The organism is Sphingobacterium phlebotomi, from assembly GCF_008180195.1.
GTDB lineage: Bacteria > Bacteroidota > Bacteroidia > Sphingobacteriales > Sphingobacteriaceae > Sphingobacterium > Sphingobacterium phlebotomi.
On the sequence record NZ_VTAV01000019.1, the window covers coordinates 23,072 to 38,875 of the forward strand.

General features: G+C 42.0%; 11 protein-coding genes. 4 read left to right on the forward strand and 7 right to left on the reverse strand.

Annotated elements, in window-relative coordinates; all coding sequences use genetic code 11:
• Positions 1-24 precede the first annotated feature (24 nt).
• The 4 genes from ureA to FXV77_RS19170 all read left to right on the forward strand — a co-directional run bounded on the left by ureA (position 25) and on the right by FXV77_RS19170 (position 5,103).
• Entirely contained in the window at positions 25-780 is a 756-nt protein-coding gene (gene ureA, locus FXV77_RS19155; protein ID WP_148920854.1) for an urease subunit gamma, read from the forward strand.
• Positions 781-820: 40 nt separating this feature from the next.
• Positions 821-2,533 carry an urease subunit alpha gene (gene ureC, locus FXV77_RS19160; RefSeq protein ID WP_148920855.1) on the forward strand — a complete coding sequence of 571 codons (1,713 nt, stop codon included), beginning with the start codon at positions 821-823 and terminating at the stop codon, positions 2,531-2,533.
• Positions 2,534-2,630: 97 nt separating this feature from the next.
• A complete protein-coding gene (locus FXV77_RS19165) occupies positions 2,631-4,433 on the forward strand; it encodes a sensor histidine kinase (RefSeq protein WP_148920856.1) in 1,803 nt (600 codons plus the stop codon).
• Position 4,434: 1 nt separating this feature from the next.
• On the forward strand, positions 4,435-5,103 hold the full coding sequence (locus tag FXV77_RS19170; RefSeq protein ID WP_148920857.1) for a response regulator transcription factor: 669 nt from the start codon (positions 4,435-4,437) through the stop codon (positions 5,101-5,103).
• A 43-nt stretch (positions 5,104-5,146) separates the two neighbouring features.
• Here the strand turns inward: FXV77_RS19170 and FXV77_RS19175 are convergent, their stop codons facing one another.
• The 7 genes from FXV77_RS19175 to FXV77_RS19205 form a co-directional block, all read right to left on the reverse strand.
• A complete protein-coding gene (locus FXV77_RS19175; protein ID WP_148920858.1) occupies positions 5,147-6,616 on the reverse strand; it encodes a redoxin domain-containing protein in 1,470 nt (489 codons plus the stop codon).
• A 28-nt stretch (positions 6,617-6,644) separates the two neighbouring features.
• Entirely contained in the window at positions 6,645-8,159 is a 1,515-nt protein-coding gene (locus FXV77_RS19180; protein WP_148920859.1) for a PKD-like family lipoprotein, read from the reverse strand.
• A gap of 3 nt (positions 8,160-8,162) precedes the next feature.
• Positions 8,163-8,915, reverse strand: a complete 753-nt coding sequence (locus tag FXV77_RS19185; RefSeq protein ID WP_187444186.1) for a DUF4843 domain-containing protein — start codon at positions 8,913-8,915, stop codon at positions 8,163-8,165.
• An 8-nt stretch (positions 8,916-8,923) separates the two neighbouring features.
• A complete protein-coding gene (locus FXV77_RS19190; RefSeq protein WP_148920861.1) occupies positions 8,924-10,435 on the reverse strand; it encodes a RagB/SusD family nutrient uptake outer membrane protein in 1,512 nt (503 codons plus the stop codon).
• A 7-nt stretch (positions 10,436-10,442) separates the two neighbouring features.
• Positions 10,443-13,874, reverse strand: a complete 3,432-nt coding sequence (locus FXV77_RS19195; protein ID WP_187444187.1) for a SusC/RagA family TonB-linked outer membrane protein — start codon at positions 13,872-13,874, stop codon at positions 10,443-10,445.
• A gap of 269 nt (positions 13,875-14,143) precedes the next feature.
• On the reverse strand, positions 14,144-15,109 hold the full coding sequence (locus FXV77_RS19200) for a FecR family protein (RefSeq protein WP_148920863.1): 966 nt from the start codon (positions 15,107-15,109) through the stop codon (positions 14,144-14,146).
• Positions 15,110-15,194: 85 nt separating this feature from the next.
• Entirely contained in the window at positions 15,195-15,767 is a 573-nt protein-coding gene (locus FXV77_RS19205; RefSeq protein ID WP_148920864.1) for an RNA polymerase sigma-70 factor, read from the reverse strand.
• Positions 15,768-15,804 lie beyond the last annotated feature (37 nt).

A 15,804-nucleotide genomic window follows, 5' to 3' on the forward strand; every position in this document is an offset into this window, starting at 1 on the left:
AGAAATTTAAAACAGTTAAAAAGCATGAAATTATCCCCAAAAGAAATAGAAAAGCTCATGCTGCATAATGCAGGATTTGTAGCACAAAAAAGATACGCGAGAGGTATCAAATTAAATTATCCGGAATCTGTGGCGCTGATAGCCACACAGCTGCTGGAGTTCATCCGTGAAGGTGAATCCGTAAAAAACTTGATGGAGAAGGGTCGGGAAATACTTGGATTTGACGATGTGATGGACGGTGTGCCTGCATTGCTCGATACCGTTCAAGTTGAAGGTACGTTTCCTGACGGCACAAAATTGGTTACAGTGCACCAACCCATCAATCGATCGGCGATCGACAATGGTTTTGCACTCTACGGATCCGGACTTACACGAACGGGTACGGAAAAGGTAATTAACAACAGCACTACGGCTTCTCCTGGTGAATCTTTTGTAACAGCAGGAGAAATAGAACTCAATGCTAAAAAATCTACTGTAGAAATATCCGTATATAATGCTGGAAATCGCTCGGTACAGGTCGGATCTCACTATCCGTTTATTGAAACAAACAAAGTGTTAAAATTCGATCGCCTGGCTACGCTGGGGTATAGATTAGATATTCCTTCTGGTACGGCCATCCGATTTAAGCCGGACGAAACCAAAACTGTACAACTCGTCGAAATAGGTGGCGAAAAAAAGGTGTTCGGTGCCAATGCACTGATTAACGGTTCAATCGAAGGTAGGATGCAAGAAATAGAAACCATCCTAAAAGAAAAGGGCTACATAGAAACAACCGTCTAAATCGTTTACAACATCAGATTATTTAAAAAACTTTAATAAAATGGCACACAAGATATCAAAAACAAAATATGCCGAATTGTTCGGACTGACAACGGGTGATAAAATACGTTTGGGTGACACAAACCTCATTGCTTCCGTAGAGAAAGATCTTACCGTGTATGGCGAAGAATGTATTTTCGGCGGTGGTAAGTCTGTGCGCGACGGCATGGCGCAAGCTACAGGGTTTGAGCCCGACGAAGTGCTGGATATGATCATTACCAATGCGTTGATTATCGATCATACGGGGATATATAAGGCGGATATAGGCATCAAAGACAACCTGATCGTCGGCATAGGAAAAGGCGGAAATCCACACATCATGGACGGTGTAGACCAACACATGATTATTGGTGCAAATACGGAAATCATTTCAGGTGAAGGAAAAATAATTACTGCCGGCGGGGTAGATACGCACGTACATTTTATCTGCCCACAACAAGCGGAAGAAGCATTATCGAGTGGCATAACGACACTTATTGGAGGGGGTACCGGACCAACTACCGGCACACTGGCAACGACGATTACCCCCAATGCTACTTATATAAAAATGATGTTGCAGGCGACGGACACTTTTCCTTTGAACATAGGTTTCTTAGGCAAAGGTAGTTCTTCCGGACCGAAAGAATTGGAGGCACAGATAAAGGCTGGCGCAATGACACTTAAACTACATGAGGACTGGGCATCATCGGCTTCAGCTATCGACAATTGCTTATCTATAGCCGATCAATACGATGTACAGGTGTGTATCCATACGGATTCTTTGAATGAAAGTTGCTATGTCGAAGACTCAATCAAAGCGTTTAACGATAGAGCAATACATTGCTACCACATTGAAGGAGCTGGCGGCGGACACGCGCCGGATACCATCACCATGTTGGGAGAACCTAATGTACTACCGTCGTCTACGTCACCTACTAACCCGTATACTATTAACACCGTGGATGAACACCTCGATATGCTGATGGTCTGCCACCATTTGGACAAAAGTATAGATGAGGATGTAGCATTCGCCGCGAGCCGCATCCGAAAACAGACCATTGCCGCTGAAGATGTACTGCATGATATGGGCGCCATATCCATGTTTACTTCTGATTCGCAGGCCATGGGCCGTGTTGGAGAGGTAATATGCAGAACTTGGCAGATTGCGGACAAAATGAAGATACAGCGTGGAAGCCTCCCTGAAGATAGTGAGACTGATACGGATAATTTCCGGATTAAAAGATATATTGCAAAGTACACCATCAATCCAGCAATCACACACGGATGTAGCCACCTTATCGGTTCTATTGAACCGGGTAAACTGGCAGATCTTATCGTATGGGATCCTCGTTTTTTTGGTATTAAACCTGAACTTACGCTTAAAGGAGGGACTGTTGTACAAGCACAGATGGGAGATCCAAATGGCTCTATTGCAACGACGGAGCCGATATTTTCTAGACCAATGTACGGTGCATTAGGTAGCGCTGTAGGTAATACTTCCATCGCTTTCGTATCGCAAGCTTCGGTAGATAACGTGGAAACTTACGGATTGAATAAAATGATCCAACCTGTACGAAATACACGAAATGTACGAAAAAAAGATATGGTCTTCAACGATGCTCTTCCAAAAATAAAGGTTGACCCGGATACGTATGAAGTAACTGCCGATGGAACACCGATCAGCTGTGAACCGGCAGAAAAACTCCCATTGACACAGCTGTATAGCTTATTTTAGAAATAGCGATTTTCAACAGAAGCCGTAGCGGCTTCTGTTGCATTAAAACAACGGCATGACAGCGCTGCCGTGCGTATCGGACTAAGAAAAAAATCCTGTGAAAAAATCTGTAGAAGGAAAGCTATTTAAAAAATTCACATCGCGGTACATCATCGCCTTGTCCATCATTGCATTCCTGACAATGGCGAGCCAATGGCGGATACAGCAACACCTGAGTCGCTCTTTAGACGATTCGCATGTAATCAATTTCACGGCACGTTTGCGCACCCACAGTCAAACACTTAGTAAGACGGCCCTTATGCTGCAAAATGGTTACGATTACGAAAATAGTAAGAAAGAATTTCTAAATACGCTCCGCCAGTGGGAGAAAGTACAAAAAAGCCTGGAAGATGGAAATAAATTTCTCGAATTGCCCACTTACAATTTAGGGGAAATAAAAGAGCTTTTTGAACTGGTCAGTCATCCACGTAATGAAATGATGCTGGCAGCAGAACATATAATCGCTATTATTGATACAACTACTTCGGCAAATCCTACCCTTTTGCGGCCATATGTAGAAACTATACTGAACAATGAACAATCCTATCTACTGGGAATGGATTTAATTGTATTTGAATATGATCGATTTGCCAGAGAGCGAATCAGCCGGCTGAAAGACACCGATTATATCATGTGTGGCATACTCCTCCTGACAATCACGTTAGAGGTATTATTTATTTTTTATCCGTTGTCCATATACATTAGACGTGTTGTCATCGGATTGGTAAAATCGGAAAAGCGTTCCACACAACTTTCCGAAAAACTGCAGGAGGCTCATGTCGCCATGGAACATTCCTACAATGAAATCCGCGAAATAAATTTTGCATTAGATAAAGCTACCTATCTTGTTAAGATTGATCCAGAAGGTAAGATCCTCTATGCGAATGAAAAGTATGGCCACGTTACGCGGTATACGATGTCTCAACTGCGTGACAAATTCATATTTTACAATAACACGACCGCGAGCGAATGTATCATTTACGAACATATACGCCATCCAAAAAAACGTTTCGAGGTGTGGCAGGACGAAATCTTTGATTATGCATCTGATGGAAGTGGATTCTGGCTAGATGTGACCTTAATTCCTGTCTTCGATAAAATGGGGAGCCTATATCAATACTTGGTCATTGCGAACGATATTACGAAACGAAAGAACGCAGAACGTGAGAATAGGTTACTCATTGAAGAAAAGCTCAAACGCGAGACGCAGGATAAACATATACGTTCGTTTGCCATTATTAACGGACAAGAGAAGGAGCGCAAGCGTATAGCCACTGAAATACATGACGGTATTGGACAAATGCTGACCAGCCTCCGTATGAAGTTGGAACAGATCGCTGATGAAAATAGTGATAAAAGTGCCGATATGCTTGCCGTTAACTCCATGCTTCATAAACTGATTATCGAAACTCGCCGAATATGTGCAGACCTATTACCAAGTGTCCTGGAAGATTTCGGCCTGCTATCTGCAATCGAGGATCTTATTAAGACGTGTAAGGATGCAGATCGTTCCATTTCTTTTGTGCTGGACAGCAATATTGGACAGAAGGTACTCTCGCCGGAACTTGAAGTTACGTTATACCGTATTATGCAAGAAAGCCTAAATAATATTATCAAGCACGCAGAGGCTACTTTAGTGGAAATATATGTGGATACTTCGCAAGATTTTCTTAATTTAATCGTCAAAGACAATGGCAGCGGCTTTTATTTTGAAGAGAACCACTTATATGACCCTAACAGAACGCGTAAGATGAACGGCTTAAAAGGCATGAAAGAACGCGCTGAACTATTGGGCGGTATATTCACGCTCGATACAGAGCCCGGGAAAGGAACAACTGTTGTACTAGAAATACCATGTTAACATGAACACAGCGATTAAAGTTTTTTTGGTAGATGATCACGAAATATTCAGGAATGGATTGAAACAACTTATAGACCGTGAAGAAGATATGGAAGTGGTTGGTGAAGCCGCGGACGGCGAGACTGCACTGGAAGATTTGGTCACCATAATTCCGGATGTGATTATCATGGATATCCGAATGCCGGGAATTAATGGTATTGAAACTGCAGAAGCCATATTACGGCTGCGTCCCAATAGTAAAATAATTTTCTTTAGTTTGTATGATAGTCCAGATTATGTAACGAGAGCTTTAGATATGAAAGCCAGCGGATTTATATTAAAAGATACAAGCAATAAAATTTTCCTGAATGCCATCCGTTCCGTTTATGCCGGTCGGTTCTATTTCATTGGTGAAGTAACCGATATATTGGTAAAAAAATACCTCGACTCCCAAAAGAACACTAACGCTAACAAATTGGCTTCTACAGGTAGTATATCTCTTTCCAGGAGAGAACACGAAATAGTAAAGATGATCCGTGATAATCTCAGCACAAAAGAAGTCGCTGAAATTTTGAATGTCAGTATACGTACTGTGGAAGCCCATAGACAAAACATACTCCGCAAATTTCATACGAACAATATGGATGAAGTTTTACAGATTTTTGATTCAAACTCAAAGGAAATCATTTAAAAAGCCTCTGCGATTTTTACAGGGCACAGAGGCTTTATTTAATTTACCCTTTATATGGCTTTTTTGCGGATTCGATCAGCTCGCGCATTTCCAACTTAATGTAGTCTACATTGGGAGTAGATCCAGTTAAGAAATAGCGGATATTGCCTTCCTTGTCAATAATAAATTTGGCCGGGATCCCTTGCACACCGTATTTGGCTGCCAAAACTTCTCCTGTTTCGGCATCTTTCTGATCGTCGTACAATACTTGAAACGGGTATTTGTTTTTCGCGATAAAATCGACTACGTTTTGCTTATATGCCTTATCGCGTTCCCAAGTATTAATGAATAAAAACTGTACATCATCATCGTTTTCATATAGAACTTGAGCCGCTTGCATACCAGGAAACGAACGGATACAAGGTTGGCACCAGGTTGCCCAGAAATCCAACACCACCACTTTACCTTTCAGGCTTGCCAGAGAAACGGTTTCTCCTTTTAGATTCAACAATTCAAATGCCGGTGCTGGTTTATACGCTTCCATCTCCTTGATATGATCTCGAATTCCTTTGATGACTTCTCCATCCAATCGCGTGAAATACGCATCCACACCACTATCCGACCCGTTCAAGCCTGTATATAACGCCTTCATGTTCTCTTTATGGGTAAACTCTCCCTGCTTATAGAGTATCTCCAGTTGTTGTAATGCTTCCAACTTGCGACCAGCGGCTTCCAAGCCTTTAAAATAAGTTACGCTAAAACGCGGTGCTTGTTCGGGTACTAATGCGATTGCTCTCTCAATAAGTTGTAACGCTTCCGTCTGCTTGCCTTGCGCATCGTATATTTCGGCTAATTGACTTACATAGCCCGGATAACCTACAGCTGCAAATCCCGCTTTGTTGTCCTTTTGTTCCTTCGGGAGATTGATATAATATTCCGCATCGTTAATCGCAGTTTGAATCAGTGGCAATGCGGCAACGGTGTCTCCTTGTTGTAGGAGTTTGGTCGCAACGGGAATATAACCCTGTGCTCGCCAAAAGCGCTCGTTCATCTGGTCCAGATAATACAAGGCCTTCTCCTTATTTCCTTCATCAGCAAAAGACTTCGCCACACTTGCAATCACATAGTCATAGGCTACATTATCACTAGCTGTTTTATCTACAGGCCAATTTTTGATAAGGTGATTGTAGCTTTTTTCTTTTGCTTTTGCACCTTCCTGTTTATAGAAAACATCTTGAATATACACGCCACGTGCCGTCACGCTTTTTGGAAATTTCTTGGCAATTACCGATCGAAGCGAGTCTGCGCTGTCTTGATGCCCCAACCGGTAGAGAAAATTATTTGCAAATTCCAGCTCGCTTTCACTTTTAGTTGTTTTTGCTATTTCCAATAGCTCCTGTGTCGCCGCGTCTTTTTGTTCTTTCGTACCAGATTGCGCTATTTTACCGTAGGCTTCTCTTTTTTCTTCCAGATTACTTTGTGCCCATGTCGCGCCCGCGATGAGCAACAAAGCACATGTTAATTGTAGTTTCATTTCTATATCGTTTTATGGTTTTCTTTTGTTAATTCACATTTTTATATACCATGTCCACTACACGGTCGAAGCCACCCTTTGCTGGCTCACCGGATTCTGCGATTGCACCTGTTGCGGAGATCGCGAAGTCATACAGTTTACTCTCTTGACCATCCCATGTCGCTACCAGCAACTGCCCACTTTCGTCATCGGCTGTTCTTATCATTCTGAATTTTACATTGATGATCTCTTCGTTAGCGGTAAAAGTATGAACCTGATTAGTCGTATTGGAATTAATCGCATACCGATACAGTGTGTTTTCATACCCATAGAAGATGTGCCCGGATAGGGTTGAAGATGCAATAGACGATGCTGAGGTTTCTAAAATATAAGGTGCGGTCATTATCCGTTTCGATTGCGTAATAATCGGATTACCGTCAGTCGTCAACGAAGAAAACTGTAAAAGGTATGCCTGTGCACCTTCATACATAATGGCATTATGGGCATTCGAAGTATTGGATGATGCCATATATTTCATCGTTAACCCCACATCATTCATGTTAAAAATCGAGGTATTACTGGCATTTGTTGGAAATGTATTCAAATTTTCGCCAGTTACATTATAAAAACGCTTGTTTTTCTGATCATACATAATGTGTTGATATACCACGGGATGTGCTCTCCAATCATATTCACCAATGTTCGCGACAAAGGGAGCTATTTCATAATCATACTCTAATTCGGGAGCTTGCATATACAGGCCAAACTTTTTAGCTCCAGGAAATCCTCCAACAAAATTGGTACAGAGAAGTTTCTCATTAATAATAACGCCTAGAGAAGTTCCTGACCATCCTATAAAAGACAGTTGGGTAACAGGTGGTGGTTGAAAAAACAGAAAATCGAAATCAGCTTTCTTTTGCATGGTAAGCACATCCAATTCCACAGCATCATTCTTCCCTGCTATATAAAATTTTCGAACAGGAAGAGGATCAATATCATCATTTACGGAACCACTACTCAGCCCTAGCATCAGTGGCTGGGTGATGAGATGATTAGGGTTTATAGAAGAATAAATTTGCCGGATCACATCCCCATCCGGTAAGAGCATCGAAAAATCCGCCTGTCCATTTCGATCTTCCAATACCATCCAGCCTTCACTGTAAACATTCGTTATATTCAAATCGTAAAAATAGAAATCCGATACGCCCGTACGATTATCTGTCACTTTGAACGTCAGTTTATACGGTACTCCTACAATATAGTAACTGCCTCTGATTTCAGCTGTCAGTTCCTTTGCTGTCCCTAGAGTGTCGCGCATATTATTGTAACCCAAGGCACCAGTATTTGGCCAGGCAAACCAAAGGTAACTGTAGTCGCCATTCGAGTCATCAAAATGGGGAGTCAAACTTAGTATTTCTCCTTGCCGGATCTGGATAACACCTTCTATATCGTCACTAATTTGAAAATCAAACGGTTCTTCGTAAGAGAAGTTATTGCTGTCTTTCGTACATGCTGCTATGATAAACAGAAGCATCACATACATATATTTTCTCACTTGTTTCATTGCTTAGTAAAATTTAACAGGATTACCATTTTCGTCAATTAAGTCTCCATTAGCTTGCTCATACTCATAAAGTGCATAGTACGCGGTCTGGATAATAAAATTCCGATCTTGCGGATATACTACGCCTGTCCAATCCGTAAAGTTTGCTACATTACTTATGAATCGAATCTTCACTTCAGAATATGCACCAAATACCGGCAACCAGGAACTATCCCAATTGGCGGGTTTGATTAACCGATCGGTAATCGTAAGCTTAAATTGTTGTCGCGTATATTTATCCCGGTAAACGGGACCAGGCCCAATGTCATTATAACCCGCCAGCAAATCTTCCGAGTCAACAATACGCAGGTATGCTGTCACTAAAGAATCCTGAAGACCAGGTCTTCTATGCACGACAATGGGTACACTATTATCATATTGTCCTGCCGGAATAATAGATTGTAAAATCTCATAATGATAGCCAGCCTGCGCGTCACTTTTTTCCTCCGCTACAATATTTACCCGTCTGTCATAGTCTACAGCTAGTCCTGTAATTCGACAATGCACATAGAATGTATCCCTTATGACATCTTCTGTGCGGAACGCAAAAGAGTAGTCAAGAGAATCGGAACCTACCAAGGTTGGTCCATCAATCCGCATACCAAAGTATACCCTTGCCGCATCGTCAAACAGTAGTCTTTCGTCTTTTGCACAACCTACCAGTACAAGTACGGCTATCAGGAAATACATGGCCCAGTTCGTATATTTTGTATTCATTATCATTATCAATTATAATCAGGATTAAATTCTAGTTCGCCATCCGGAATAGGAAAGGTATATACAGACGCCATGTTGTTGTAAAACACGGTGTTCGGCAAAGACGTATATGCCAATCGTTTATAGAAATACCACAAATGCCCTTCAGCATAGTATTCTTTCCGATACTCTTTGAACAGTTCATTCCGAAATGCCGTTTCATCCGAAACGTTTTCATTGGTCAACATTGTGGAGATATTTCGTGCATCGCGAACAGCGTTGAGATATTCCAATGCTTCGCTCATGTTGGTGGAAGCCTCAGCAGCAATATAATACATCTCTGGCAAACGGATTAAGGGTATTAGGCGTTGGTTGACATTACGCGCATGGTCTGAATAATACTTCTTCGTATAAACCGCACTGGTATTATGTTCGCTCCATCGGCTCGGCGAGGCGATTGTGGAGCGTATGTCGGATCCCAACCCTTCCCCGGCTGATTCATAAATACCATCCAATACGGGCTTGGTATTAAATAAATCGGATCCTTCTGGGTTTAGTGCTGTTGTCTTAAAAAAGTTATCCGCTACATTTCGCAAACCGGAATGGTATAACGAAAAAATATGCTCCTGTGTGAAAGAAATATTAGAAAGAGAGTCTCGTTCATCAAAAATCCGGTTGGCTGTAGGAATAAAACGAAACTGTCCCGAATCGATAACCTCGTCTGCATATTTCTTCGCGTTCACCTTATCTCCTATGTATAGGTACATTCTCGCTAAAAGTGCTTTAGCAGCCCAATAATTCATACGGTTTTGCCGAAACATGTCAAACAACCCGGATGAAGTTGTTCCTTGATTGTCGATGATTTGGTCAATCTCTTGAAATCCGGATTGCAAGTCGATAGCTTCCTGTAAATCAGTCTCCATTCTATCAACCACGTCTGTAAATGTTAACACATTACTGGGAGAAACGGTAAATTCAGTCACATAGGGGATGGTCTTTTTTCCTACAGTAGCTTCGCTATAGGCCGGCGCAAACGATCGAAGCAGGTCAAAATGCAAAAACGCCCGTAAAGCCAACGCTTCTCCTTTAATCAACTTATAGTTGGCTTCTGTCAATTCCGCTGGTCGCGTATCCAAGCGCTTTAGTAAATAATTCAGTTGTGCGATGGAGTTGTATTGTTTAGACCATATATTTTCAATAATAGTTCTGGGACTATGCTGGTTGTTATTTGCCTGTGTATATGCATACGTCGCAGATAGCCTATAATAATCTGTTCCGGAAGATTTATTGCCATAAAGCTGTGCTAACACATCCACAAAGCGAAAACTCAACTCTGCACCATAGGTAGCTTCATCGGTCATGGATTGATAGGTGCCAATCAACACGTCTATATATCCCTGTTCGGTACTAAATTGCTCATCTTCGTCAAATTGGTTTGATGGACGTACATCCAGCCATTTATTGCAGGAAACCATTACCGTAACAGCAAAAGCAACGGTTATACTGCTGATTATTCTTTGTATTACTTTCTTATTCATCATATAATTCTTAAAATGAAGTAGATACTTGTAATGTAAAAGTTCGTGAAAACGGATAGTCCAGTCCGCGTTCCCGCTGTATAGCGGACCATTGGTATAACTCGTTGCTAAACAACGTAACCCGCGTGTTGGACAGGCTCAAACGTTTATTCAGCGCATCGCTAAACCGATAATAAACTGAAATACTCTCTAACGATAAGAGATCATTACGCTGCACGAAACGAGAAGAGCTGCGTGTTGGTGTAGTAATTGTTCTACCTGAATAATCGATCAATCCTTTGAAAAACGTGATATCGCCTGGCTGCATCCATCGCTCTTCGGCCACTCTCCTATCTACATTATACATATTGACTTCGGCATTCTCCACCCGGTCTACCAATGTTTGGTTATAGGCATACCCACCGATTCGGAATCGTAAGAACACGTTTGCACCAATCCCTTTATATTCGAAGTTCGTACCGAAAGTACCTTCCAATTTCGGACGACCATTGGCAATGATTACTTGATCCCTCGGGTGGTATATATTAGTCAGCGTACCGTCCTGTTTTTCGAAAATTTCGTATCCGGTCGCCGGATCAATTCCACGCGACCGTACAGCCCATATCGCATTCGTGGATTGCCCCACGGCATAGCGTGTGATAGGAATTGACGAAAAGGTTGTATCTGCCCGGGCATTTAGGGCTTCCAACGTACTGGATAGTTTCGTAATCTCATTGTCCACATGGAACAAATTGGCGAATACAGACCAATTGTTTCGATTCCCTGGCGAATTCATGATATTATAGCGCACATAAAGCTCATAGCCCTTTGTACGCATATCACCTATGTTCTCGGAATAACTGGTGAATCCGGACGATGGTGCCGTATTCACGTCGCCAATAGAACCTTGTGTAGTTTCGATGTAATAGTTACCGACGATATTTAATCTATTAAAGATATTAATGTCAAATCCAAAATTGTTCTTTTGAGTTTTCTGCCAGGAAAGATCGTCATTACCAAAGCCTAAAAGGTATGAACCTATCATACCTCTATAATCAGATCCATTGTAAAACCTCGAGGTTGTACGCGCTAAATACGAGGAAAAGTTTTGCGAACCCGTATAACCAAAGGAATAACGAAGCCTAAACATATCCAACCAATCGGTATCTTTCAGCCACGGTTCATTATGCACATTCCACCCAGCTCCGAGAGACCAAAAAGGCGCAATACGATTATTTGCACCGAACTGGGAAGAACCGTCTAAACGAAACGACATATCCGCTAAAAAACGATTGTCATAAGCATAGGATGCGTTGGCAAACCCACCCAATAAGCGCGTAAAATTCTCTTCTCCTGTTACACGGGAATCATCTCTAAATCCCAATCCTTGTGTAATATCATCCAATCGGGCATTGGGGAAGCCAATTACCGTATAAAGATTAGTATAGCTTCGCACCTGTTGTGCATTGAAGCCTAGCGTTCCGAACAGGAGGTGTTTATCTATTGCTTTATTAAAGTTTGCGCCTAGATTAACATCATAATTTATTCGCTTTCCATGCCCCTTATCGTAAGAACCTTTCTCAAAGGTAGGTGTATTGGCGAATGAGGTATGTTGTGCCGGTAAGAAACGGTCAGATTCGTCCCACTGGAACTGCAACGCCACACTACCCGTCAGACGTAGCCAAGGGTTCACCTGCCATTGTAAAGCGGTGTTATTCATCAAATTCGTGTATCGTGTCTGATCTTTGACGCCGAGATCGGCATTATATAATGGATTGGTAGGTCGTACTGTGGGGTCGGTGGTATTTCCGTCCAAATTATCATAATTATCAAAGTTGGTAAGCCGGTTACCTTCTCCATCGTAGACGGTCTCCAGAAAATATTTCAAGGAGCCGTCGTCGTTATATGGTGTCCAATACGGATTTAACCTTGTATATTGCTGAAACGTACCGTAGGGTGAATTATTCCCAACATTACTTGTTATCGTGATTTCATTGCGAACATTCAAGCCATTTTTGCGATAGGACAAGTAGGCATTTCCCAATATATTTTGCCTATTCGACCCTTTCATCACGCCTTCCGTATTCAAATAAGTTCCTCCGATCCCGTACAAGATCACATCATCTCCACCTTCTATGTACAGGTTGTGTTTATGTCCGACACCTACCTGCAAGGGCAAGGTTGTCCAGTCTGTATTTACACCTCTTTGTATTTCGGCAAGACGGTGGTTGTAATAATGTTCTAGCCGTTGTTCGGTACGCGTATCTCCCCAAAACAAATAAACACCCGTTTGTTCTTCGATGTTCAGCTTCTCTCTTGCATTCAACAAGTTATAATCCTTCAAGTCCACAGATTCCAACGACATGTTGCCGGTATAGGTTACCCGCAAATCTCCAGCCTCGGGCCGAATAGTTTCAATAACCACGACACCATTCGCCGCCCTCGAGCCATAGATAGCCGTCGCTGTAGCATCTTTCAATAGATCAACGGACTTGATACGGGTAAGATCGAGGTCGTTGATACGGGTGAGAGAAACTTCAAAACCATCTAATATAAAAAGCGGTGTGTTTGGTGCCGTCTCATAATTAAACGGGCTGGTTGTCGCACCACCCGGATCCACCAAGCTATTTCCACCACGAAGCGTGACCTCTGGTAAGGCATTAGGATTGGAACCTAAGTTAATATTCTCCGGCATCTGAAAAGACGGATCTAATGATTTAAGTGCTGTGAGCACATTATTTCCAGCCACTTGCTGTAATTCTTCTTGGTTAAAAGAGCGCACCGCTCCAGTATAGACCTCCTTTGGTCGCTCAAATAGACCTGTTACGACCACATCTTCGATTAGCATAGCCTGGTCCGGCTCCAACATTACGGCCAGTGAGCTTCTATTTCCCACTCGAATTTCCTGCTTCTCATATCCGATAAAGGAAAATACGAGGAAAGTTGTGTCACTCGGAACAGGCAAAGACCAGATACCATTCTCGTCCGTTGCTGTGCTGGAGACATTTCTAAGTTCTTGTGGAAGACGCTGCCAATTACGGATATAGACAGACACTCCACCCAGCGGTTTACCTAAAACATCCAGCACCTGTCCATTGACGACCCTATGCTGTGCTGTCTGGTCACCTCTTTCAAAAGACATATGTTTCTCAAAAAGTACGATGCTTGTTCCACGTTGGCTATAGCCCAGGGATTTCCCCTGCAGCAGTAGATCTAAAGTTTCTGCAATCGTACGCTTCTGGGCAGGTAAGATGGGTGCACCATATCTATCCACAATTTCACTCGGGTAGAAAATGCTCATGCCCGTTTCCACTTCCAATTGTTGTAACGCAGCTTTTAAGGTAGTTGTGCGAATACCTAACTCAACTGTGTTCGTATGGATGTTCTGCCCCAAAATGGAATTAGAGGCTAAAAGATTGATTGTTAAGGTCAGCAGAACGCCACAGATTAAATTGACCCTCATAAGAAAAAGAAAGTTAAATCGCTTATGCAAGCTCGGAAAACGACACGGTTCTCTACTTGCAAAAAACAAGATTTTTTGCATTATTTGTATTGGGTTAAAAGTTTTAACAAAAATTTTAAAAACCTAAGCTCCCTGTTTGTGCTTCCTACGGCGGCAGGGGCTTTTTTCTTTATCTTATCGTACTACGGGTCGTCATACTTGTTTATCTTCATTTGTCATTAAGTTAGTGAAAGGATTAGTGTATATGTTGTTATATTGTTTGTTTTCTCCTAACAGCCCTTCCCGTCTATTTCTACTACCTTTCCATTTCGGTGAAATGTAGCACCGCGCGTGGTACACAGAAAATCCAACACTTCTTCTAGTGTTTCTAGTCCGCTGAATTTCCCACTGATAGGGCAGTCTGCCAAATCGGGATTATTGAAACGAATCTCCACATCATATCGGCGTTCCAGTCTCGAGGTTAGTTCACCGAAAGCCTGCGCATCAAAACGCATGTCTTCCCCTGTCCAATCAAATGTGTTCTCCACTGTTGCCAATACCTCCTGTTTAGGAATTTCAATCGTCGTGCGCACTTCTATCTGCTCGTTTGCAGTCAGTTCAGCCATGACCTTTTCTTCACGTTCCACCCGTACTTTCCCACGCTGTACCATTACCTTCACCTCTTCTTTTCCATCAGCTGCTTTTATCGTAAAGGCTGTCCCCAAGACGACGGTTTTTACTTTTCCGGTATGTATAATAAAAGGTTGATTTTCCTTTCTATAAATATCAAAATAGGCTTCACCTACCAAGGAAACCTCTCGGGTCGCTCCCTTAAAATCCGTTGTGTACTCCAATCTGCTACCGGGTCGAAGAACAACACGGGAGCTATCTGGCAACAATACAAATCGGTTTTCCGATTGTTCTTTTGGTGATGTTGCTATCAATGCTTCCTCTCCCTTATCATTCATTTTCCAAAAGCTTATTCCCAAAACTGCCAAACATATTGCTGCTACGGCGGTATACAACCAAAGGCGTTTCCCCGTTTTTCGGTTCGCCACATTTTCATCCAGCTCCACCCATATTTTACTCTGGATACGATTATGCACAAGCTCCTCTTCATATGGGTCATCCGTTTCCCAAAACACATCTCGATCGGCATCCTGTCTATACCATTTCAAAAGACGCTCACGTTCTGCTGTACTTGCCGTTCCCTGCAAGTATTTACGAATTAAATGATATAGTTCATTATTCTCCATAAATCCGGTTGTTATATAAAGAGTACCATATGAGATAGGGTATCCCTACATGAAAAAGTAGTTTTTTTTAAAAAAAAGAAAGAAATTAAAGAAAAAGAAACAAAAACAAGCTAAAACCCACTCTCCGAAGATTAATACGAAGCATTTTCAATGCCCTAGTGATGTTTGCTTCTACTGCTTTTTCAGAAATATGTAGTTCTTCTGCGATTTCCTGATGAGATTTCTGCTCTTTTCGGCTCAACTGAAACACTAGCTTACATCTTTCTGGTAATTTTTCCACGATACCATCAACATACTCTTGTAAAAAACGTGCATCGATCACCTCTTCGTCTAGTTGATGATCATCTTTTGGCAAAACAGCATCTCGAATCATCTCTTGCCTGCGCGTGCGATCCAACATTTTAAAGGTAGAGAACTTGACTGCCGTAGCTAGATAACTAGATAAATGTTCTATTTCAAGTTTACTGCGGCGTTGCCAAAGGGAAATAAAGACATCTTGTACGATCTCCTCTGCCATTTCCTTATTCTTTGTGTGCTGAAACGAAATGGCTAATAATTTTTTCCAATAGTGTTCATATACTTGTGCAAAGGCTTCCTTATCTCCATTTTTGATGGCAGCTATATATTGCTTATCAAAATCATCTAACAGCACCTTCATATCTATGCCTCTTTCTTATTTTTGCTAAAAAATCCAC

Excerpts from the sequence above, each read along its gene's own strand:
- FXV77_RS19205 (WP_148920864.1), bottom strand. The coding sequence starts at position 15,767 with ATGAAGGTGCTGTTAGATGATTTTGATAAGCAATATATAGCTGCCATC.
- FXV77_RS19195 (WP_187444187.1), bottom strand. The coding sequence starts at position 13,874 with ATGAGGGTCAATTTAATCTGTGGCGTTCTGCTGACCTTAACAATCAAT.
- ureC (WP_148920855.1), top strand. The coding sequence starts at position 821 with ATGGCACACAAGATATCAAAAACAAAATATGCCGAATTGTTCGGACTG.
- ureA (WP_148920854.1), top strand. The coding sequence starts at position 25 with ATGAAATTATCCCCAAAAGAAATAGAAAAGCTCATGCTGCATAATGCA.
- FXV77_RS19175 (WP_148920858.1), bottom strand. The coding sequence starts at position 6,616 with ATGAAACTACAATTAACATGTGCTTTGTTGCTCATCGCGGGCGCGACA.
- FXV77_RS19190 (WP_148920861.1), bottom strand. The coding sequence starts at position 10,435 with ATGATGAATAAGAAAGTAATACAAAGAATAATCAGCAGTATAACCGTT.
- FXV77_RS19185 (WP_187444186.1), bottom strand. The coding sequence starts at position 8,915 with ATGAATACAAAATATACGAACTGGGCCATGTATTTCCTGATAGCCGTA.
- FXV77_RS19180 (WP_148920859.1), bottom strand. The coding sequence starts at position 8,159 with ATGAAACAAGTGAGAAAATATATGTATGTGATGCTTCTGTTTATCATA.
- FXV77_RS19200 (WP_148920863.1), bottom strand. The coding sequence starts at position 15,109 with ATGGAGAATAATGAACTATATCATTTAATTCGTAAATACTTGCAGGGA.
- FXV77_RS19170 (WP_148920857.1), top strand. The coding sequence starts at position 4,435 with ATGAACACAGCGATTAAAGTTTTTTTGGTAGATGATCACGAAATATTC.